Origin of the sequence: Streptomyces sp. NPDC088553 (assembly GCF_044752965.1) — a bacterium.
Lineage (GTDB): Bacteria > Actinomycetota > Actinomycetes > Streptomycetales > Streptomycetaceae > Streptomyces.
Genome location: NZ_JBIVMG010000012.1, coordinates 120,159 through 140,581, shown reverse-complemented (window position 1 = coordinate 140,581; position 20,423 = coordinate 120,159). Strand labels below are relative to the sequence as shown.

Genomic DNA, 20,423 nt, shown 5'->3' with positions numbered 1-20,423 from the left:
CATGACGGGGGAGAACGCGGTGCGGCTGCGGCCGCCCAGGAACGCCGTGGACGAGCGGGCCGTCGCCTGGTGGCGGAGCCGGCTCCTGGCGACCACCGCCGTACCGGTCGTGGTCCTCGGCGTCCTCGGCGCCCTCATCGGGCCCGCCCGGTTCTGGCTGCTGGTCTCGGCCGGAGCCGTGGCGGTCCTGGGCCTCATCTGCACCGCGTTCTTCCCCGCCTGGTGGTTCCGGGTGCACCGCTGGGAGGTCACCGAGGACGCCGTCTACGTCCGCACGGGGGCCCTCTGGCAGGAGTGGCGGATCGCGCCGATGTCCCGGATCCAGACCGTCGACACCTCGCGCGGCCCGCTGGAACAGGGCTTCCGGCTCGCCACCGTGACGGTGACCACGGCCTCCTCCAAGGGCGCGATCCGGATCGAGGGCCTCGACCACGAGCTGGCCGCCGAGCTGGCCGAGCGGCTGACCGTCATCACCCAGGCCACCCCCGGGGACGCCACATGAACGAGGCACCGGACACGATGACGGGAGCCGCCGCCCGCGGGAACCAGGAGAGGGTCTGGCTGCGCCTCGATCCCCGTACCGTCCTCGTCCGGGTCGTCCTCTTCGGCGGCGTCCTCGCCGGCGCCGCGCTGCCCGTCACCTTCGCGCTCGCCGGGCCGCACCCGCTGTGGCAGGCGGTCGCCTGGGTCGCCGCGGGCGTCACCCTCGCCCTGCTCGCCGACATCGTCGCGGAGACCGTCCGGCTCCGCCGGACGCGCTACCGGATCGGCGCCGAAAGGGTGGAGCTCCACACCGGGCTCCTCGTCGTCCAGCGCCGCTCGCTCGCCCGTGAGCGCGTCCGCAGCGCCGACCTCACCGCCAACCCGCTCCAGCGCTCCCTCGGCCTCGTCAAGGTCCGGATCGGCACCGGCGAGCACACCGGCGGCGGCGACTCCACGCTCGAACTCGACCTGGTCACCCGGGCCGAGGGGGAGCGGCTGCGCCACGAGCTGCTCGCCCGCCCCGCGGCCGGCCCCGAGGCCCCGGACCACGACCCCTCTCTCGCGACGCTCGACCCGCGCTGGATCCGCTACGCCCCCGTCTCCTTCCTCGCGCCCGCCCTCGGCGGCGCGGCGGCCGGAGCGGTCATGCAGGTCAGTGAGTGGTTCGGCGCCCAGGGGGAGGTCATCGACTGGATAGGGGACCGGTTCCAGGACGTCTCCATCCCCTGGATGATCCTCGTCCTGGTGCTCCTCGCCACCGTCGCCGGTGCCGTCGGCGCCCTCGGTCTCTGGGTCGAGATGTGGTGGAACTACCGTCTGGAGCGCGAGCCAGGCGGCACTCTGCGGGTCTCCCGCGGGCTCTTCACCGCCCGCTCGGTCTCCATAGAGGAGCGCAGGCTGCGCGGCATCGAGCTGGTCGAGCCGCTCGGCGTCCGCGTGTTCGGCGCGGCGCGTGTCGACGCCGTCGCCACCGGGCTCGTCCAGGACGACGACGACAAGCACGCCGACCTCAAGAACCTGCTGCCGGCCGCGGAGCGGGCGGTGGCCGACCGGGTCGCCGCCCAGGTGCTGCGCGAGCCGGAGTCGCCCACCGGGGCGCCCCTCGCCGCCCACCCCCGGGCCGCCCGCACCCGGAGGGTGCGCTGGGCGCTGGGGAGCGTCCTGGTGCCCGTGGCGGTCCTCGTCCTCCTCGGGCTGCTCCTCACCCCGGTCCTGCTGTACGTGGCGGCCGGCTGCGCGGTCGTCCTCGGCCCGGTCGCGGTGCTGTTCGCCCTCGACGCCTACCGCGCTCTCGGGCACGGCGTCAGCGGCGCCTACCTGGTGACCCGCTCGGGTACGGTCCGGCGGGCCACGGTCGCCCTCCAGCGCTCCGGCGTCATCGGCTGGACCGTCAAGCAGTCGTACTTCCAGCGGCGGGCCGGCGTACTGACCCTCACCGCCACCACGGCGGCCGGAGCGGGCGCGTACGACATCCTCGACGTCGGCCGGAGCCAGGGCCTCACCTTCGCCGCCGGGGCCGTACCGGACCTGCTCGTGCCCTTCCTCGAACCCGTACCGGCGCGAGACACGCGGGAGGCCCGGTCCACCGAGGGGTGAACCGGGCCTCCGAGGCGTTGCGTCAGGCGGACGCCGGCGGGTACAGACTCCGCGGAAGCTCCGAGGCCGCCGCCGTGTCCAGCAGCCACAGCGTGCGCGAGCGGCCGTAGGCGCCCGCCGCCGGGGCCTGCACCTCGCCCGCGCCCGACAGCGCGATCGCCGCCGCCTTCGCCTTGTCCTCACCGGCCGCGAGCAGCCAGACCTCCTTCGCCGACCGGATCGCCGGAAGGGTCAGCGAGACCCGTACCGGCGGCGGCTTGGGCGCGCCGTGCACACCGACGACGGTCCGCTCGGTCTCGCGGACCGCGGGCAGCTCCGGGAAGAGCGAGGCCACATGGGTGTCCGGGCCGACGCCCAGCATCAGGACGTCGAAGGTCGGCACCCCGCCGTGGTCACCGGGACCCGCGGCGGCGGCCAGCTCCTCCGCGTACGCGGCCGCGGCCGCGTCGACGTCGGAGCCGTACGGGCCGTCCGAGGCCGGCATGGCGTGCACCCGCGCCGGGTCGAGCGGCACCCGGTCGAGCAGCGCCTCCCGGGCCTGGGTGACGTTCCGCTCGGGGTCGCCCTCGGGCAGGAAACGCTCGTCGCCCCACCACAGGTCGAGCCGCGACCAGTCGACCGCGTCCCGCGCGGGCGCCGAACCGAGCGCCGCCAGCAGGCCGTTGCCGTTGCGTCCGCCGGTGAGCACCACCGAGGCGGAGCCGCGGGCGGCCTGGGCGTCCACGATCTTCGTGATCAGCCGGGCCGCCGCGGCCTCGGCCATCAGCTCCTTGTCGCGGTGGACGACCAGCTGGGGCGCGCTCACTTGGCCGCCGCCTTCTTGGCCGGGGCCTTCTTCGCGGCCGGCTTGGCGGCCGGGGTGGCCGGGGCGGCCGACTCCACGACGGTCTCCACGACCGTCTCGACGACGATCTCGGGGGCGGTGACGGCCGCCTCCTCGTCGAGCCGCTCCAGGCCGAACTTGAGCGACGTCGCGTAGGTGTCGTCCGGGTCCAGCCGGCGCAGCTCCTCCGCGATCAGCTCGGCCGTGTCGCGGCGCTTGAGCGCCACCGCACGGTCGGGCTGCCCCTGGATGGAGAGCGTGGCGAGCGACCCGTCCGGCCGGTCGAGGACGATCGGTCCTGAGCTGGTCTCCATCCGTACGGAGGTGAGACCGGGACCGGACGACTTCGAGCGGCGCACCGGGATCTTCAGCCGCTCCGCCAGCCACATGGCGAGCAGCTCGACGCTCGGGTTGAACTCCTCGCCCTCGACCTCGGCGGAGGTCACCTCGCACACGACCTGGTCGAGCGCGGCGGCGAGCATCGAACGCCACGGGGTGATGCGGGTCCACGCGAGGTCCGTGTCGCCCGGGGTGTACGCGTCCGCGCGCGCGGTCAGCTCGTGGATGGGCTGCTCGGCGGCGTACGTGTCGGTCACCCGGCGCTGGGCGAGGGCGCCCAGCGGATCCTTCGCCGGGTCGGTCGGCGCGTTCACCGGCCACCAGACGACGACGGGGGCGTCCGGGAGGAGCAGCGGCAGCACCACCGACTGGGCGTGGTCGCCGACCTCGCCGTACAGCCGGAGGACCACCGTCTCACCGGTGCTGGCGTCGGCGCCGAGGCGGACCTCGGCGTCGAGCCGTGCCTTGGAACGGTCCCGCGGGGAGCGCGAGACCCGCTTGATGACGACGAGGGTCCGCGAGGGGTGCTCGCGGGACGCCTCGTTCGCGGCCTTCAGCGCGTCGTAGGCGTTCTCCTCGTCGGTGACGATGACGAGGGTGAGCACCATGCCGACGGCCGGCGTGCCGATCGCCCGCCGCCCGAGCACCAGCGCCTTGTTGATCTTGGAGGACGTGGTGTCCGTCAGGTCGGTCTTCATGGCCGGCGCCAGCTCCGTCCGTCTCGTGCGAGCATCTCGTCCGCCTCGACCGGACCCCAGGTGCCGGACTGGTACTGCGCGGGCTTGCCGTGCTTGTCCCAGAACTGCTCGATCGGGTCGAGGATCTTCCAGGACAGCTCGACCTCCTCGACGCGCGGGAAGAGGTTGGAGTCGCCGAGCAGGACGTCGAGGATGAGCCGCTCGTACGCCTCGGGGCTGGACTCCGTGAAGGACTCGCCGTAGGCGAAGTCCATCGACACGTCCCGGATCTCCATCTGGGTGCCGGGCACCTTGGAGCCGAACCGCACCGTCACGCCCTCGTCCGGCTGGACCCGGATGACGATGGCGTTGCGGCCGAGTTCCTCGGTCGCGGTGGAGTCGAAGGGGGAGTGCGGGGCGCGCTGGAAGACGACCGCGATCTCGGTGACGCGGCGGCCGAGCCGCTTGCCGGTGCGCAGGTAGAAGGGGACGCCCGCCCAGCGGCGGTTGTCGATCTCCAGCTTGATGGCGGCGAAGGTGTCGGTCTTCGACTGGGGGTCGATGCCGTCCTCCTCCAGGTAGCCGACGGCCTTCGCGCCGCCCTGCCACCCGGCGGCGTACTGGCCGCGGACCGTGGACTTGCCCAGGTCCTTGGGCAGCTTCACCGCGCCGAGGACCTTGGTCTTCTCGGCGGCCAGCGCGTCGGCGTCGAAGGAGGCGGGCTCCTCCATCGCGGTCAGCGCGAGCAGCTGGAGCAGGTGGTTCTGGATGACGTCACGGGCGGCGCCGATGCCGTCGTAGTAGCCGGCGCGGCCGCCGATGCCGATGTCCTCGGCCATGGTGATCTGCACGTGGTCGACGTACGACCGGTTCCAGATCGGCTCGAAGAGGGTGTTGGCGAAGCGGAGCGCCAGGATGTTCTGGACGGTCTCCTTGCCGAGGTAGTGGTCGATCCGGAAGACCTCGTTGGGCGGGAAGACCTCGTGGACGACCTCGTTGAGCTCCTTGGCGGAGACCAGGTCGTGGCCGAAGGGCTTCTCGATGACCGCGCGGCGCCAGGAGCCGTCCTTCTGGTCGGCGAGCCCGTGCTTCTTGAGCTGCTGGACGACCTTGGGGAAGAACTTCGGCGGGACCGACAGGTAGAAGGCGAAGTTGCCGCCCGTGCCCTGCGCCTTGTCCAGCTCCTCGATGGTGTCCTTCAGCTGCTCGAACGCGTCGTCGTCGTCGAAGTCGCCCTGGACGAAACGCATCCCCTGGATCAGCTGCTGCCACACCTCCTCGCGGAACGGCGTGCGCGCGTGCTGCTCGACGGCGTCGTGGACCTCCTGCGCGAAGTCCTCGTCCTGCCACTCCCGGCGGGCGAAGCCGATGAGCGAGAAGCCCGGCGGCAGCAGGCCGCGGTTGGCCAGGTCGTAGACGGCAGGCATCAGCTTCTTACGGGACAAATCGCCCGTGACGCCGAAGATCACCAGACCCGACGGCCCCGCGATGCGCGGGAGCCGTCGGTCTGCGGCGTCACGGAGCGGGTTGGCTCCGTGGACTGCGCTCAAAGTGCTTACGCCTCCGAAGGTGCGAGGCGCGAGAGCTCCGCCTCGGTGGACTTGAGAAGGTCGTTCCAGGACGCCTCGAACTTCTCGACGCCCTCGTCCTCCAGGAGCTGGACGACGTCGTCGTAGGCGATGCCCAGCTTCTCGACGGCCGCGAGCTCGGCACGCGACTGGTCGTAGGTGCCGCGCACGGTGTCACCGTCGACCACGCCGTGGTCGGCGGTGGCCTCCAGGGTGGCCTCCGGCATGGTGTTGACCGTGCCCGGGGCGACCAGGTCCACGACGTAGAGGGTGTCCTTGTACGCCGGGTCCTTGACGCCGGTCGAGGCCCACAGCGGACGCTGCTTGTTGGCCTGTGCCTTGTCGAGGGCGGACCAGCGCTCCGAGGAGAAGACCTCCTCGAACGCCTCGTACGCCAGACGCGCGTTGGCCAGCGCGGCCTTGCCCTTGAGGGCCTTGGCCTCGTCGGTGCCGATGCCGTCCAGGCGCTTGTCGATCTCCGAGTCCACCCGGGACACGAAGAAGGAGGCCACCGAGTGGATCTTGGAGAGGTCGAGGCCGCGCTCGCGGGCCTTCTCCAGGCCCGCCAGGTAGGCGTCCATGACCGCGCGGTAGCGCTCGAGGGAGAAGATCAGCGTCACGTTGACGCTGATGCCGAGGCCGATGACCTCGGTGATCGCCGGCAGACCCGCCTTGGTGGCCGGAATCTTGATGAGCGTGTTGGGACGGTCCACCAGCCAGGCCAGCTGCTTGGCCTCGGCGATGGTGGCGGTCGTCTCGTGGGCGAGACGGGGGTCGACCTCGATGGAGACCCGGCCGTCCTGGCCCTGGGTCGCCTCGAAGACCGGACGCAGGATGTCGGCGGCGTCGCGGACGTCCGCCGTCGTGATCATCCGGATGGCCTCGTCGACGGTCACCTTGCGGGCGGCGAGGTCGGCGAGCTGCTGCTCGTAACCGTCACCGTGCGAGATGGCCTTCTGGAAGATCGACGGGTTCGTGGTCACACCGACCACATGGCTCTGGTCGATGAGCTCGGCCAGGTTGCCGGACGTGATCCGCTTGCGCGAGAGGTCGTCCAGCCAGATCGCGACGCCTTCGTCGGAGAGGCGCTTGAGAGCGTCTGTCATGAGAATTCCATCTCCATTAAGTCGTACGTATGCGGATCAGCGCGCGGCGGCGTCGATCGATTCCCGGGCGGCGGCGACGATGGCCTCCGGCGTGAAACCGAACTCGCGGAACAGGACCTTCGCGTCCGCCGACGCACCGAAGTGCTCCAGGGAGACGATCCGGCCGGCGTCGCCGACGTAGCGGTGCCAGGTGAGACCGATACCGGCCTCGACCGCGACACGGGCCTTGACCGACGGCGGCAGGACGGAGTCCTTGTACGCCTGGTCCTGCTCCTCGAACCACTCCACGGACGGCATCGAGACCACACGGGTCGGGACACCGGCGGCCTGGAGCTGCTCACGGGCCTCGACGGCCAGGTGCACCTCGGAGCCCGTGCCGATCAGCACGACCTCCGCATCGCCGCCGTCGGCCTCGAACAGCACGTAGCCGCCCTTGACCGTGTCCTCGTTCGGCGCGTACGTCGGCACACCCTGGCGGGTCAGCGCCAGACCGTGCGGGGCGCCCTTGCCGAAGACCTTCGTGTGGCGCTGCATGATCTCGCGCCAGGCGATGGCCGTCTCGTTGGCGTCGGCCGGACGGACCACGTTGAGACCCGGGATCGCGCGCAGCGAGGCCAGGTGCTCCACCGGCTGGTGCGTCGGGCCGTCCTCGCCCAGACCGATCGAGTCGTGGGTCCAGACGTACGTGACGGGGAGGTGCATCAGGGCCGACAGGCGGACGGCGTTGCGCATGTAGTCGGAGAACACCAGGAAGGTGCCGCCGTAGATGCGCGTGTTGCCGTGCAGCGCGATGCCGTTCATCTCCGCGGCCATGGAGTGCTCGCGGATGCCGAAGTGGATCGTGCGGCCGTACTTGTCGGCCTCCGGCAACGGGTTGCCCTCGGGCAGGAACGACGAGTTCTTGTCGATCGTCGTGTTGTTGGAGCCGGCGAGGTCGGCCGAGCCGCCCCACAGCTCCGGGATGACCGCGCCGAGCGCCTTGAGGACCTGGCCCGAGGCGGCACGGGTGGCGACACCCTTGCCCGGCTCGAAGACCGGGAGCTTCTCCGCCCAGCCGGCCGGCAGCTCGTTCGCCTGGATGCGGTCGAACTCGGCGGCGCGCTCCGGGTTGGCCGTACGCCACTCGGAGAGGGACTTCTCCCACGCGGCGCGGGCCTCACGGCCGCGGTCGCCCAGCGAACGGGTGTGCGCGATGACCTCGTCGGAGACCTCGAAGGTCTTCTCCGGGTCGAAGCCGAGGACGCGCTTGGTGGCCGCGATCTCCTCGTCGCCGAGCGCCGAGCCGTGCGCGGCCTCGGTGTTCTGCGCGTTCGGGGCGGGCCAGGCGATGATCGAGCGCATCGCGATGAACGACGGACGCTCGGTCTCGGCCTCGGCGGCCTTGATGGCCGCGTAGAGAGCGGCCGGGTCCAGGTCGCCGTTGGCCTGCGGCTCGACGCGCTGGACGTGCCAGCCGTACGCCTCGTACCGCTTCATCGTGTCCTCGGACACGGCCGTCTCGGTGTCGCCCTCGATCGAGATGTGGTTGTCGTCCCACAGCAGGATCAGGTTGCCGAGCTTCTGGTGGCCGGCCAGCGAGGACGCCTCCGCGGAGATGCCCTCCTGCAGGCAGCCGTCACCGGCGATCGCGTAGATGCGGTGGTCGAACGGGGAGGTGCCGGTGGCGGCCTCCGGGTCGAACAGACCGCGCTCGAAGCGGGCGGCCATCGCCATGCCCACGGCGTTGGCGACACCCTGGCCCAGCGGGCCCGTGGTGGTCTCGACCCCGGCGGTGTGACCGTACTCCGGGTGACCGGGGGTCTTCGAGCCCCAGGTGCGGAAGGCCTTCAGGTCGTCCAGCTCGAGCCCGAAGCCACCCAGGTACAGCTGGGTGTAGAGGGTCAGGGACGAGTGTCCCGCGGAGAGGACGAACCGGTCGCGCCCGACCCACTCGGGGTCGGCCGGGTCGTGCCGCATCACCTTCTGGAAGAGGGTGTACGCGGCGGGCGCCAGGCTCATCGCCGTACCGGGATGGCCGTTGCCGACCTTCTGTACGGCGTCCGCCGCCAGGATGCGGGCGGTGTCGACGGCCCGCTGGTCCAACTCGGTCCACTCGAGGTCTGTGGTGGTCGGCTTAGTGCTCACCCTGGGTCAGGGCTCCTCTCCACATGTCTGAAGCCGGTGACTGAGGGTGTACCGGCGTTGTCGAGCCTACCCCCGCCGGAACGTCCCTCTTTTCGTGTGCATGCCCCTCAAATGAGCGGACACAGCAAGACTGCCGCCGCCCGTGTGAGTTCGCCTCCCGAAGGGCGTCCACGCCTTGGGACACACCCCCTCAACACGACCCCACCCCCGCGAAGATCGGCGTCTGGGCAACGTCTACAGTGGCGTGGTACGCGCAAGCTTCACCCCGCCTTCATCCGGGGAGCTTGCTGGGAATTTCTCTGTCAGGGGTGTGCGTGACGGCCGTCGAGTCCCGACCCGCAGGGGTCGTCTTGACTCCCAGCCCGGGGGGCCATCGGCCGTTCGGGGCCCGCGTCAAGGCATACGTGGCGCTGACCAAGCCGCGGATCATCGAGCTGCTGCTCATCACCACCGTTCCGGTGATGTTCCTCGCCGAGCAGGGCGTGCCCGACCTGTGGCTGGTGCTCGCCACCTGCTTCGGCGGTTATCTGTCCGCGGGCGGCGCCAACGCGCTCAACATGTACATCGACCGCGACATCGACGCGCTCATGGACCGGACCTCCCAGCGTCCGCTGGTCACCGGCGTCCTGACGCCGCGCGAGGGCCTGGTCTTCGGCCTGACCCTCGCCGTGGTCTCCACGCTCTGGTTCGGCCTGCTCGTCAACTGGCTCTCCGCCGCGCTCTCGCTCGGCGCGCTTCTCTTCTACGTCGTGGTCTACACGATGATCCTGAAGCGCCGGACGACGCAGAACATCGTCTGGGGCGGGATCGCCGGCTGCCTGCCGGTCCTCATCGGCTGGTCCGCCGTCACGAACTCGATGTCCTGGGCGGCGGTCATCCTCTTCGCCGTCATCTTCTTCTGGACGCCGCCGCACTACTGGCCGCTGTCGATGAAGGTGAAGGACGACTACGCCCGCGCCGGCGTGCCGATGCTCCCGGTCCTCGCCTCCAACAAGGTCGTCGCCAAGCAGATCGTCGCGTACAGCTGGGTGATGGTCGCCGTCTCGCTGCTGCTCACCCCGCTCGGCTACACCGGCTGGTTCTATCTGTCGGTCGCCCTGCTCACCGGCGGCTGGTGGCTCTGGGAGGCGCACGGGCTGCTCAACCGCGCCAAGGCGGGCGCCACCGGCGCGAAGCTCAAGGAGATGCGCCTCTTCCACTGGTCCATCACCTATGTCTCGCTGCTCTTCGTGGCGGTCGCGGTGGACCCGTTCCTCCGATAGGGGCCCCCTGCGGGGACCCGCACGAGGGACTTTCCGGGACGTCTCGACCGATGTCCCCGCTCAGATGATCTGCTCGGCCGGCGGCCGGGTCACGTGGGATAGGCCACGTGACCCGGCCGTCGCCAGTAGATCTACCCCTCGGTAGCATCCCTTTCATGGCAGAAACGAAGCAGGAAGAGCGCAAGGCGGCCAGGCTCGCCAAGGAGATCAAGGCCTTCGCCAAGGAGCACGGCGGCTCCGAGGGACACCTCGCGCACATCGGCCAGGCGGGCACCCGGATCGTCCTCGTCGGCACCGACGGCGGCTGGGGCGACCTCGTCGCGCCGACGTACGAGATCGCGCGCCAGGCCGCCGAGAAGGCCGGCCTCACCCTCCACGAGGAGTTCGACGGCGAGTTCGCCGCCAAGGTCGCCACCGGCCCGTACGAGTGGACCCGGATGGCCGGTATCCAGATCGGCGGACCCTCCAACAGCTGAGGCAACAACTTCGCGCGGGGCTCACCCGTTAGGACGTGTGGAGAAGCGACACGGCCACGCAGGGAGCCCCCCGAGATGATCGACACGCCGAGCCTGGTGGACCAGTACTGCCACGGGGTGCTCCGTACGGAGCTCGGCCTCGGCACCTTCGAGGCCCGCCTCGGAGCCCAGCTCGGCGGGAGCGGTGCGCTGCCCGCCGCGGGCACCACCTTCTTCGACACCCAGACCGGTTTCGCCGTACGCCGGTGGTGCCCGCCGCTGCTCGGTCTCGAAGCGCACTGCCCACCCGCCCGGTATCTCGCGCGCCGCCGCGAACTGGGCGCCGCCGAGGCGGGCCGCCGGCTGCTGCGGGCCTCCGGGATCGCCACGTACCTCGTCGACACCGGGGTCCCCGAGGACCTCACGGGACCGGCCGAGCTCGGTGCCACCGGGGCCGCCGAGGCCCATGAGATCGTCCGCCTCGAACCCCTCGCCGAACAGGTCGCCGACAGCTCGGGGACCGTCGAGGCCTTCCTCGCCAACCTCGCCGAGGCCGTCCACGGCGCCGCCGCCCACGCCGTGGCCTTCGCCTCCGTGGCGGGGGTACGCCGAGGGCTCGCGTACACGCCCGAACCCCCGGGACCCGGAGAGGTACGCGGGGCCGCGGGGCGCTGGCTCGCCGGACGCCCGGCCGGCGGCCCGCTCACCGACCCCGTCCTGCTGCGCCATCTGCTCTGGATCGCGGTCACCGCCGGGCGCCCCCTGCAGCTGCACACCGGGGACCGGGACCCTGCCTCGCTCGCCGGTTTCGCCGCCGCCACCGCGGGGCTCGGCACCGACCTGGTGCTGCTCCACTCGTACCCGTACCACCGTGCCGCCGCGCACCTCACCGCCGTGCACCCGCACGTCCACGCCGACCTGGGCCCCGTCCTCGCGCACACCGGGGCGCGGGCGGCGGCGGTCCTCGCCGAGGTCCTGGAGCGGGCGCCGTTCGGGAAGCTGCTGTTCTCCAGCGGCGCCCACGGCCTGCCCGAGCTCCATGTGGTCGCCGCGAACGTCTTCCGCACCGCCCTCACCCGGGTGCTCGGCGAATGGGTCATGGACGGCGCCTGGTCCCGTACGGACGCGCAGCGCGTCGCCACGATGATCGCGGCCGGGAACGCGCGACGGGTCTACCGGCTCGCGGGGAGCCGGTAGACCCGTCGGACGCAGGTCGGGCGGAGCGGTCAGGCCGTCGCCAGATGGGCGTCGGCCTGGGCCGGGATGTCGGCGGTGGGCAGCGGGCGCTCGCGCAGGCTCAGGGCCAGGCGCAGGACCGCGATCCACATCAGGGACGAGCCGAGCATATGGGCGGCCACCAGGAGCTCGGGGACCCCGGTGAAGTACTGCACGTAGCCGATGACGCCCTGCGCGAGCAGCACGATCAGCAGGTCGCGGGCGCGCGCCCGGGTGTCGAGCGGCGCGTCCACCATGCGCAGGACCAGCCACATGGCGAGCGCCAGGGCGCAGACGACCCAGGCGGCGATGGCGTGGAGGTGCGCGGCGTCCGTCCAGTCCCACGGCATGCGCGGCACGTCGCTGCTGTCACCGGCGTGCTTGCCGGCGCCGGTCACCGTCGTACCGAGCGCGATCAGCAGACCCGAGGCGATGGTGATCGCCCAGGACAGCTTGCGGACCGGGCGCGGCACGCGCGGGCGGGCGGCGGTGTCGCCCTCGCCGGTCCGGTGCCAGGTGATGACGGCGACGGTGAGCAGCGCGTTCGCGGCGAGGAAGTGGCCGGCGACCGTCCACGGGTTGAGGCCCATCCACACCGTGATGCCGCCGATGACGGCGTTGCTCATCACGATCCAGAACTGGGACCAGGCGAGCCGGGTCAGCCCGCGCCGCCACGGCTTGGTGGACCGGGCGGCGATGATCGCCCAGCCGACCGCGGCCGACAGGACGTAGGTCAGCATCCGGTTGCCGAACTCGATCGCGCCGCGGTAGCCCTGCTCGGGCGTCACGATCAGGCTGTCGTCGGTGCACTTCGGCCAGGTGTCGCAGCCCAGACCGGAACCGGTCAGCCGGACCGCGCCACCGGTGACGATGATGAGCACGCTCATCACGACGGCGGAGAGCGCGGCGCGCCGGAGCGTCCTGGGGGACGGGGTCCAGCGCCTGGCGATGGAGGCGAGGGGGGTCAGCACGGGCCCTATCGTAGGCCGGGGCTTGTGCACGCTTTCACGAGGGGTGCCTTGTCGGGAAACGTCACCCTCTGGGACCCTTCCGCTACTCCCAGCGGAAGAACCTCGCCGCCGCGCCGAGGCCGAGGACGGCCCAGACCGCGAGGGTCAGCGCGTCGCCCCAGGGCAGGGCCGCGCCGTCCTGGAGGACCGCGCGCAGGCCGTCGGAGAGGGCCGAGATCGGGAGCAGCTCCAGGACCGCACGGGCCGCGTCCGGGAACTTCGCCAGCGGGACGATGACGCCGCCGCCCACCAGGAGGAGCAGGAAGACCAGGTTGGCGGCGGCCAGGGTGGCCTCCGCCTTCAGCGTGCCCGCCATCAGCAGGCCGAGGCCGGAGAAGGCGGCCGTGCCGAGGACCAGGAGCACGAGGACCGACAGGGGGTTGCCCCGCGGGGACCAGCCGAGGCCCAGGGCGATCCCGGTCAGGAGGACGATCTGGAGGACCTCGGTCACCAGGACGGAGAGCGTCTTGGCGGTCATCAGCGCCCAGCGGGGGAGCGGCGAGGCGCCGAGGCGCTTGAGCACCCCGTACCGCCGCTCGAAACCGGTCGCGATGGCCTGTCCTGTGAACGCGGTCGACAGGACGGCGAGCGCGAGGATGCCCGGAGCGAGGAAGTCGACGGCCTTGTCGGCGCCCGTGCCGGTGACGTCGATGATGTCGACGGTGGAGAAGAGCACCAGGAGCAGCGACGGGATGATCACCGTGAGGAGCAGCTGCTCGCCGTTGCGCAGCAGCATCCGGGTCTCCAGGGCCGTCTGCGCCGCGATCATCCGCCCGACGGGGGCGGCGCCGGGCTCGGGGGAGTAGGTACCGGTGCTCATGACCGCAGTTCCTTGCCCGTCAGTTCGAGGAAGACGTCTTCGAGGGTGTGGCGCTCGACGGAGATGCCGTCGGGCATGACGCCGTGCTGGGCGCACCAGCTGGTGACCGTGGCCAGCAGCTGCGGGTCGACGGTGCCGGTGATCCGGTACGTGCCCGGGAGCGGCTCCGCCGCTGAGGTTCCGTCGGGCAGCGCCTTGAGCAGCGAGCCCAGGTCGAGCGCGGGGCGGCCGGTGAAGCGGAGGGTGTTCTCGGCTCCGCCGCGGCACAGCTGCTCGGGGCTGCCCTGGGCGGCGACCCGGCCGGCGTCGACGATGGCGACGTCGTCGGCGAGTTCCTCCGCCTCCTGCATGAAGTGGGTGGTGAGGACCACGGTCACCCCGTCGGCGCGCAGCTCGCGCACGAGGTCCCAGGTGGCGCGGCGGGCCTGCGGGTCGAGTCCGGCGGTCGGCTCGTCGAGGAAGACGAGCTCGGGGCGGCCGACGACGGCCATGGCGAGCGCGAGGCGCTGCTGCTGGCCGCCGGAGAGGCGCCGGTAGGTGGTGCGGCCGCAGGAGCCGAGGCCGAGGCGTTCGATCAGCGCGTCCACGTCCAGTGGGTGGGCGTGCAGTTTCGCCATGTGGCGGAGCATCTCGTCGGCGCGGGCGCCGGAGTAGACGCCGCCCGACTGGAGCATGACGCCGATCCGGGGGCGCAGGGCGGCCGCGTCGGCGACCGGGTCGAGGCCGAGGACGCGCACGGTGCCGGCGTCGGGCTTCCGGTAGCCCTCGCAGGTCTCGATGGTGGTGGTCTTGCCGGCCCCGTTGGGGCCGAGGACCGCGGTCACGGTACCGGCCCGTACGTCGAGGTCGAGGCCGTCGACGGCGGTCTTGTTGCCGTACCGCTTGACCAGGCCCCGGACCTGGACGACGGACCCGACGGACTCGTTTCGCATGTCGGGAAGTCTAGAGAGGGGCGGAGGGCCCTCCTGGCGCGGGGCCCGGGTCCCCGGACGCGTGACCTCCCCGCGCGCCTCACGGCGGCGGCACCCGTCGTGGCCTGCGCGTACGGGGTCACGGGCGGCCGGATCCGGCCTCTTATTCATCCTATGAATGATCATTTCCGCAGGTCAGGTAAGCCTTACCTGAGTGACGCACCGCACCGTCGCCGCGTCCGGCGCGGCTTGTCAGTCCGAGATTAATTACGCAACAATGGCGTTGTGAAAAACGTTGGCGCGGCTCCGGTGGAGGAACTCGCGACCCGTGAGCGTTCGACGCGCAACCGGGTGGCGCGGTCGATCCTGGACCACGGGCCGTCGACCGTCGCCGATCTCGCCGGACGACTCCGCCTCACCCAGGCCGCCGTCCGCCGCCATCTCGACTCGCTCGTCGCCGACAACGTCGTGGAAGCGCGCGAGCAGCGCGTCTACGGGGCGCGCGCCCGCGGCCGCCCCGCGAAGGTCTTCGCGCTCACCGACTGCGGCCGGGACGCCTTCGACCAGTCCTACGACTCGCTCGCGGTCGAGGCGCTCCAGTGGATCGAGCGCAACGCCGGCGGGGAAGCGGCCGTCGCCGCCTTCGCCCGCGACCGGATCGAGGCCCAGGCGGACGCCTACCGCGAAGCCGTCGAGGCCGTGGAGCCCGAGCGACGGACCGAGGCGCTTGCCAAGGCCCTGACCGCCGACGGGTACGCTGCCACTGCGCGGAACGCGCCGGTCGGCGAGCAGCTCTGCCAGCACCACTGCCCGGTCGCCCACGTCGCCGAGCAGTATCCACAGCTGTGCGAGGCGGAGACGGAATTCTTCTCCCGCCTCCTGGGAACGCACGTCCAGCGTCTGGCCACCATCGCCCATGGTGACGGCGTCTGCACCACGTTCATCCCGCACAGCACCCCACAGACCACCGAATCAGCATCCGCAAGTACGGCCGGGAGGAACCCCGCATGACCACCGAGATCAGCCACCCCGAGCTCGAGGGCCTGGGTCGGTACGAGTACGGCTGGGCCGACTCCGACACCGCCGGCGCCACCGCCAAGCGCGGTCTGAACGAGGACGTCGTCCGCGACATCTCCTCGAAGAAGAACGAGCCCGAGTGGATGCTGAAGCTGCGTCTCAAGGGTCTGCGGCTCTTCGACAAGAAGCCCATGCCGACCTGGGGCTCCGACCTCTCCGGCATCGACTTCGACAACATCAAGTACTTCGTGCGGTCCACCGAGAAGCAGGCCGAGTCCTGGGAGGACCTGCCGGAGGACATCAAGAACACGTACGACAAGCTCGGCATCCCCGAGGCGGAGAAGCAGCGCCTCGTCGCCGGTGTCGCCGCCCAGTACGAGTCCGAGGTCGTCTACCACCAGATCCGCGAGGACCTGGAGGAGCAGGGCGTCATCTTCGTCGACACCGACACCGCGCTGAAGGAGCACGAGGAACTCTTCCGCGAGTACTTCGGCACGATCATCCCGGTCGGCGACAACAAGTTCGCCTCCCTGAACACCGCCGTCTGGTCCGGCGGATCGTTCATCTACGTGCCGAAGGGCGTGCACGTCGAGATCCCGCTCCAGGCCTACTTCCGTATCAACACGGAGAACATGGGCCAGTTCGAGCGGACGCTGATCATCGTCGACGAGGACGCCTACGTCCACTACGTCGAAGGCTGCACCGCGCCGATCTACTCCTCGGACTCGCTGCACAGCGCCGTCGTCGAGATCATCGTGAAGAAGGGCGGCCGCTGCCGCTACACGACCATCCAGAACTGGTCGAACAACGTCTACAACCTGGTGACCAAGCGCGCCGTCGCCTACGAGGGCGCCACCATGGAGTGGGTCGACGGCAACATCGGCTCCAAGGTCACCATGAAGTACCCGGCCGTCTACCTGATGGGCGAGCACGCCAAGGGCGAGACCCTCTCCATCGCCTTCGCGGGCGAGGGCCAGCACCAGGACGCCGGCGCCAAGATGGTCCACATGGCCCCGAACACCTCCTCCAACATCGTCTCCAAGTCGGTGGCGCGAGGCGGCGGCCGCACCTCCTACCGCGGTCTCATCGAGATCGGCGAGGGTGCCCCGGGCGCCAAGTCCAACGTGCTCTGCGACGCGCTGCTCGTCGACACGATCTCCCGCTCGGACACGTACCCCTACGTGGACGTGCGCGAGGACGACGTCTCCATGGGCCACGAGGCCACCGTCTCCAAGGTCTCCGAGGACCAGCTCTTCTACCTGATGAGCCGCGGCCTCACCGAGTTCGAGGCCATGGCGATGATCGTCCGCGGCTTCGTCGAGCCCATCGCCAAGGAACTCCCGATGGAGTACGCCCTGGAGCTCAACCGGCTGATCGAGCTGCAGATGGAGGGCTCGGTGGGCTGAGCCCCACCCGCCCACCGCACACGCAGCGACCGATTCTCACGTACGCAGGAAGAGAGCAACCCAACAGCCATGGCTGAGGCTCAGAACATCCCGGCGGGCTCCACCACCGCCGGCTCGATCGCGGTGGCCGCCGAGTCCACCGTCGCCACGCGCATGAGCGCGCCCCCGTCCTTCGACGTCGCGGACTTCCCCGTCCCGCACGGCCGCGAGGAGGAGTGGCGGTTCACCCCGCTCGCCCGCCTCCGTGGCCTGCACGACGGCACCGCCGTCGCCTCCGGCGAGGGCGTCAAGGTCGAGATCGAGGCCCCCGAGGGCGTCACCGTGGAGACCGTCGGCCGTGAGGACGAGCGCCTCGGCAAGGCCGGCACGCCCGTCGACCGCGTCGCCGCGCAGGCGTACTCCTCCTTCGAGAAGGCCTCGGTCATCACCGTCGCCAAGGAGGCCGTGCTCGCCGAGCCGATCCGCGTCAGCGTGCACGGACAGGGCGGCGTCGCCTTCGGCCACCAGGTCATCGAGCTCGGCGCCTTCGCCGAGGCCGTCGTGGTCCTCGACCACTCCGGCGACGCGGTGCTCGCCGCCAACGTCGACTACGTCCTGGGCGACGGCGCCAAGCTGACCGTCGTCTCCGTCCAGGACTGGGACGAGAAGGCCGTCCACGTCGCCCAGCACAACGCGCTGGTCGGCCGCGACGCCTCCTTCAAGTCGGTCGTCGTCACCTTCGGCGGCGACGTCGTCCGCATCCACCCGCGGGTTTCGTACGCGGCGCCCGGCGGCGAGGCCGAGCTGTTCGGTCTGTACTTCACCGACGCCGGCCAGCACCAGGAGCACCGCCTCCTGGTCGACCACAACACCCCGCACTGCAAGTCCAACGTGGCCTACAAGGGCGCGCTGCAGGGCCAGGACGCGCACGCCGTCTGGATCGGCGACGTGCTCATCCAGGCCGCGGCCGAGGGCACGGACACGTACGAGCTCAACCGGAACCTGGTCCTCACGGACGGCGCCCGGGTCGACTCCGTACCGAACCTGGAGATCGAGACCGGCGAGATCGCCGGCGCCGGTCACGCCTCGGCCACCGGCCGTTTCGACGACGAGCAGCTCTTCTACCTGATGTCCCGCGGTATCCCGCAGGCCGAGGCCCGTCGCCTCGTCGTCCGCGGCTTCTTCGCGGAGCTCGTCCAGCAGATCGGTCTGCCGGACGTCCAGGAGCGCCTCCTCGCCAAGATCGAGGCCGAGCTGGAGGCCTCCGTCTGATGGCCTTCGTCCGAGTCTGCGCGCTGAGCGAGCTGGAGGCCGACACCCCGAAGCGGGTCGAGGTCGACGGCACGCCGGTGTCGGTCGTGCACACCGAGGGCGAGGTGTTCGCGATCAACGACATCTGCTCGCACGCGAACGTCTCCCTCTCGGAGGGCGAGGTCGAGGACTGTGCCATCGAGTGCTGGCTGCACGGCTCCAGCTTCGACCTCCGCACCGGCAAGCCCTCCGGCCTTCCCGCGACGCGCCCCGTCCCCGTATACCCCGTAAAGATCGAAGGGGACGATGTGCTCGTCTCCGTCACCCAGGAGTCCTGAGTCACCCATGGCAACGCTTGAAATCCGCAACCTGCACGTCTCCGTCGAGGCCGAGAACGGCCCCCGCGAGATCCTCAAGGGTGTCGACCTGACCATCAAGCAGGGCGAGACCCACGCCGTCATGGGCCCCAACGGCTCCGGCAAGTCGACCCTGGCGTACTCGCTCGCCGGCCACCCGAAGTACACGGTCACCGGCGGCACCGTCACCCTCGACGGCGAGGACGTCCTGGAGATGTCGGTCGACGAGCGCGCCCGCGCCGGCGTCTTCCTGGCCATGCAGTACCCGGTCGAGGTCCCCGGTGTCTCGGTCTCCAACTTCCTGCGCACCTCCGCCACCGCGATCCGCGGCGAGGCCCCCAAGCTGCGCACCTGGGTGAAGGAGGTCAAGTCCGCGATGGAGCAGCTCCAGATGGACCCGGCCTTCGCCGAGCGCAACGTCAACGAGGGCTTCTCCGGCGGTGAGAAGAAGCGCCACGAGATCCTCCAGCTGGAGCTCCTCAAGCCGAAGATCGCGATCCTCGACGAGACCGACTCCGGCCTGGACGTCGACGCGCTGCGCCAGGTCTCCGAGGGCGTCAACCGCGTCCGCGAGACCGGTGAGGTCGGCACCCTGCTGATCACGCACTACACGCGGATCCTCCGCTACATCAAGCCCGACTTCGTGCACGTCTTCTCCGAGGGCCGCATCGTCGAGTCCGGCGGCGCCGAGCTCGCCGACAAGCTGGAGAACGAGGGCTACGAGGCCTACAGCACGAAGGGTGGCGCATCCGCGTGACATCTGCCCATCAGGGGCTCTCCGGCCTCCTCGACACCGAGGCGATCCGCAAGGACTTCCCGCTCCTGGATCGCGTGGTCCACGACGGCAAGAAGATCGTGTACCTCGACTCCGCGGCGACCTCGCAGAAGCCGCGGCAGGTCCTCGACGCGCTCAACACGTACTACGAGCGTCACAACGCCAACGTCCACCGCGGCGTCTACACGGTCGCCGAGGAGGCGACGGCGCTGTACGAAGGCGCCCGTGACAAGGTCGCGGCCTTCATCAACGCGCCGAGCCGCGACGAGGTGATCTTCACCAAGAACGCCTCGGAGTCGCTCAACCTGGTGGCCAACATGCTGGGCTGGGCCGACGAGCCCTACCGCGTGGACCACGAGACCGAGATCGCCATCACGGAGATGGAGCACCACTCCAACATCGTGCCGTGGCAGCTGCTCTCGCAGCGCACGGGCGCGAAGCTGAAGTGGTTCGGCCTCACCGACGACGGCCGTCTCGACCTCTCGAACATCGAAGAGGTCATCACCGAGAAGACCAAGATCGTCTCGTTCACGCTGGTCTCGAACCTGCTGGGCACGGTCAACCCGGTCGAGACGATCATCCGTCGCGCCCAGGAGGTCGGTGCGCTCGTCTGCATCGACGCCTCCCAGGCCGCCCCGCACATGGTCCTGGACGTGCAGGCGCTCCAGGCCGACTTCGTGGCCTTCACCGGCCACAAGATGTGCGGTCCGACGGGCATCGGCGTCCTCTGGGGCCGCCAGGAGCTGCTCGAGGACCTGCCGCCCTTCCTGGGCGGCGGCGAGATGATCGAGACCGTCTCGATGCACTCCTCGACGTACGCGCCGGCCCCGCACAAGTTCGAGGCGGGTACGCCCCCGATCGCCCAGGCCGTCGGCCTCGGCGCGGCCGTGGACTACCTCTCGGCGATCGGCATGGAGAACATCGCGCGCCACGAGCACGCGATCACCGAGTACGCCGTCCGGCGCCTCCAGGAGGTTCCGGACCTGCGGATCATCGGCCCCACCACGGCCGAGGACCGCGGCGCGGCGATCTCCTTCACGCTCGGCGACATCCACCCGCACGACGTGGGCCAGGTCCTCGACGAAGAGGGCATCGCGGTCCGGGTCGGCCACCACTGCGCGCGGCCGGTCTGCCTGCGGTACGGAATTCCTGCGACCACGCGGGCGTCGTTCTATCTGTACTCCACCCCCGGCGAGGTCGACGCCCTGGTCGCGGGTCTGGAGCACGTACGGAACTTCTTCGGCTAGGGG

At 70.8% G+C, this 20,423-nt stretch carries 19 protein-coding genes; 11 read left to right on the top strand and 8 right to left on the bottom strand.

The genetic code is table 11. The features are described 5' to 3' along the window. Window position 1: 1 nt before the first annotated feature. Window positions 2–502, top strand: a complete 501-nt coding sequence (locus ACIP8Z_RS32885) for a PH domain-containing protein (RefSeq protein WP_402089937.1) — start codon at window positions 2–4, stop codon at window positions 500–502. Further along, complete coding sequence (locus ACIP8Z_RS32880; protein ID WP_402089935.1) at window positions 499–2,079, top strand: PH domain-containing protein; 1,581 nt, start codon at window positions 499–501, stop codon at window positions 2,077–2,079. Before ACIP8Z_RS32885 ends, ACIP8Z_RS32880 begins: the two co-directional genes overlap by 4 nt. 22 nt (window positions 2,080–2,101) lie before the next feature. Here ACIP8Z_RS32880 and pgl read toward each other — a convergent pair whose 3' ends face one another. From pgl to tkt, 5 genes are read right to left on the bottom strand one after another with little or no spacing between them, the layout of a single operon-like run. Beyond that, window positions 2,102–2,884 (bottom strand): 6-phosphogluconolactonase, encoded by a 783-nt coding sequence (gene pgl / locus ACIP8Z_RS32875; protein ID WP_402089933.1) that lies wholly within the window; start codon window positions 2,882–2,884, stop codon window positions 2,102–2,104. After that, window positions 2,881–3,939 carry a glucose-6-phosphate dehydrogenase assembly protein OpcA gene (gene opcA, locus ACIP8Z_RS32870; protein ID WP_402089931.1) on the bottom strand — a complete coding sequence of 353 codons (1,059 nt, stop codon included), beginning with the start codon at window positions 3,937–3,939 and terminating at the stop codon, window positions 2,881–2,883. The genes pgl and opcA overlap by 4 nt, the downstream gene beginning before the upstream one ends. After that, window positions 3,936–5,468 carry a glucose-6-phosphate dehydrogenase gene (gene zwf, locus ACIP8Z_RS32865; protein WP_319308414.1) on the bottom strand — a complete coding sequence of 511 codons (1,533 nt, stop codon included), beginning with the start codon at window positions 5,466–5,468 and terminating at the stop codon, window positions 3,936–3,938. Before zwf ends, opcA begins: the two co-directional genes overlap by 4 nt. 5 nt (window positions 5,469–5,473) lie before the next feature. Beyond that, the gene (gene tal / locus ACIP8Z_RS32860) at window positions 5,474–6,592 is read right to left on the bottom strand and encodes a transaldolase (RefSeq protein WP_402089929.1); all 1,119 of its coding nucleotides are present in this window, start codon (window positions 6,590–6,592) and stop codon (window positions 5,474–5,476) included. A gap of 36 nt (window positions 6,593–6,628) precedes the next feature. Further along, a complete protein-coding gene (gene tkt / locus ACIP8Z_RS32855) occupies window positions 6,629–8,716 on the bottom strand; it encodes a transketolase (RefSeq protein ID WP_402089927.1) in 2,088 nt (695 codons plus the stop codon). 314 nt (window positions 8,717–9,030) lie between these two features. Here tkt and ACIP8Z_RS32850 point away from each other — a divergent pair, with 314 nt between their 5' ends. The 3 genes from ACIP8Z_RS32850 to ACIP8Z_RS32840 all read left to right on the top strand — a co-directional run bounded on the left by ACIP8Z_RS32850 (window position 9,031) and on the right by ACIP8Z_RS32840 (window position 11,630). Next, window positions 9,031–9,978, top strand: coding sequence for a heme o synthase (locus ACIP8Z_RS32850; protein ID WP_030322505.1), 948 nt, complete (start codon window positions 9,031–9,033; stop codon window positions 9,976–9,978). A gap of 155 nt (window positions 9,979–10,133) precedes the next feature. After that, window positions 10,134–10,454: a hypothetical protein gene (locus ACIP8Z_RS32845; protein WP_402089925.1), complete on the top strand. Its 321-nt coding sequence runs from the start codon at window positions 10,134–10,136 to the stop codon at window positions 10,452–10,454. Between the two features lie 75 nt (window positions 10,455–10,529). Continuing rightward, the gene (locus tag ACIP8Z_RS32840) at window positions 10,530–11,630 is read left to right on the top strand and encodes an amidohydrolase family protein (RefSeq protein ID WP_402089923.1); all 1,101 of its coding nucleotides are present in this window, start codon (window positions 10,530–10,532) and stop codon (window positions 11,628–11,630) included. Window positions 11,631–11,659: 29 nt separating this feature from the next. On the opposite strand, the gene ACIP8Z_RS32835 is transcribed toward ACIP8Z_RS32840, so the two are convergent. The 3 genes from ACIP8Z_RS32835 to ACIP8Z_RS32825 form a co-directional block, all read right to left on the bottom strand. Next, window positions 11,660–12,628, bottom strand: coding sequence for a heme A synthase (locus ACIP8Z_RS32835; protein ID WP_402090058.1), 969 nt, complete (start codon window positions 12,626–12,628; stop codon window positions 11,660–11,662). Between the two features lie 73 nt (window positions 12,629–12,701). Beyond that, entirely contained in the window at window positions 12,702–13,478 is a 777-nt protein-coding gene (locus ACIP8Z_RS32830; RefSeq protein WP_402089921.1) for an ABC transporter permease, read from the bottom strand. Next, entirely contained in the window at window positions 13,475–14,410 is a 936-nt protein-coding gene (locus ACIP8Z_RS32825; protein ID WP_402089920.1) for an ABC transporter ATP-binding protein, read from the bottom strand. Before ACIP8Z_RS32825 ends, ACIP8Z_RS32830 begins: the two co-directional genes overlap by 4 nt. A 264-nt stretch (window positions 14,411–14,674) precedes the next feature. Here ACIP8Z_RS32825 and ACIP8Z_RS32820 point away from each other — a divergent pair, with 264 nt between their 5' ends. The 6 genes from ACIP8Z_RS32820 to ACIP8Z_RS32795 all read left to right on the top strand — a co-directional run bounded on the left by ACIP8Z_RS32820 (window position 14,675) and on the right by ACIP8Z_RS32795 (window position 20,420). Then, window positions 14,675–15,400, top strand: coding sequence for a helix-turn-helix transcriptional regulator (locus ACIP8Z_RS32820; RefSeq protein WP_402089918.1), 726 nt, complete (start codon window positions 14,675–14,677; stop codon window positions 15,398–15,400). After that, window positions 15,397–16,812: a Fe-S cluster assembly protein SufB gene (gene sufB, locus ACIP8Z_RS32815; protein ID WP_030322521.1), complete on the top strand. Its 1,416-nt coding sequence runs from the start codon at window positions 15,397–15,399 to the stop codon at window positions 16,810–16,812. The genes ACIP8Z_RS32820 and sufB overlap by 4 nt, the downstream gene beginning before the upstream one ends. Window positions 16,813–16,881: 69 nt before the next feature. Further along, window positions 16,882–18,063: a Fe-S cluster assembly protein SufD gene (gene sufD, locus ACIP8Z_RS32810; RefSeq protein ID WP_319308395.1), complete on the top strand. Its 1,182-nt coding sequence runs from the start codon at window positions 16,882–16,884 to the stop codon at window positions 18,061–18,063. Then, on the top strand, window positions 18,063–18,380 hold the full coding sequence (locus ACIP8Z_RS32805) for a bifunctional 3-phenylpropionate/cinnamic acid dioxygenase ferredoxin subunit (RefSeq protein ID WP_030322524.1): 318 nt from the start codon (window positions 18,063–18,065) through the stop codon (window positions 18,378–18,380). Before sufD ends, ACIP8Z_RS32805 begins: the two co-directional genes overlap by 1 nt. 7 nt (window positions 18,381–18,387) lie before the next feature. After that, window positions 18,388–19,155, top strand: coding sequence for a Fe-S cluster assembly ATPase SufC (sufC, locus tag ACIP8Z_RS32800; protein ID WP_024757174.1), 768 nt, complete (start codon window positions 18,388–18,390; stop codon window positions 19,153–19,155). After that, window positions 19,152–20,420, top strand: coding sequence for a cysteine desulfurase (locus tag ACIP8Z_RS32795; protein ID WP_209494174.1), 1,269 nt, complete (start codon window positions 19,152–19,154; stop codon window positions 20,418–20,420). The genes sufC and ACIP8Z_RS32795 overlap by 4 nt, the downstream gene beginning before the upstream one ends. The last annotated feature ends 3 nt before the right edge of the window (window positions 20,421–20,423 follow it).

Coding starts and splice junctions, on each gene's coding strand:
- ACIP8Z_RS32885 (WP_402089937.1), top strand. CDS start 2: ATGACGGGGGAGAACGCGGTGCGGCTGCGGCCGCCCAGGAACGCCGTG.
- ACIP8Z_RS32880 (WP_402089935.1), top strand. CDS start 499: ATGAACGAGGCACCGGACACGATGACGGGAGCCGCCGCCCGCGGGAAC.
- opcA (WP_402089931.1), bottom strand. CDS start 3,939: ATGAAGACCGACCTGACGGACACCACGTCCTCCAAGATCAACAAGGCG.
- tal (WP_402089929.1), bottom strand. CDS start 6,592: ATGACAGACGCTCTCAAGCGCCTCTCCGACGAAGGCGTCGCGATCTGG.
- ACIP8Z_RS32845 (WP_402089925.1), top strand. CDS start 10,134: ATGGCAGAAACGAAGCAGGAAGAGCGCAAGGCGGCCAGGCTCGCCAAG.
- ACIP8Z_RS32840 (WP_402089923.1), top strand. CDS start 10,530: ATGATCGACACGCCGAGCCTGGTGGACCAGTACTGCCACGGGGTGCTC.
- ACIP8Z_RS32830 (WP_402089921.1), bottom strand. CDS start 13,478: ATGAGCACCGGTACCTACTCCCCCGAGCCCGGCGCCGCCCCCGTCGGG.
- ACIP8Z_RS32825 (WP_402089920.1), bottom strand. CDS start 14,410: ATGCGAAACGAGTCCGTCGGGTCCGTCGTCCAGGTCCGGGGCCTGGTC.
- sufB (WP_030322521.1), top strand. CDS start 15,397: ATGACCACCGAGATCAGCCACCCCGAGCTCGAGGGCCTGGGTCGGTAC.
- sufD (WP_319308395.1), top strand. CDS start 16,882: ATGGCTGAGGCTCAGAACATCCCGGCGGGCTCCACCACCGCCGGCTCG.
- ACIP8Z_RS32805 (WP_030322524.1), top strand. CDS start 18,063: ATGGCCTTCGTCCGAGTCTGCGCGCTGAGCGAGCTGGAGGCCGACACC.
- sufC (WP_024757174.1), top strand. CDS start 18,388: ATGGCAACGCTTGAAATCCGCAACCTGCACGTCTCCGTCGAGGCCGAG.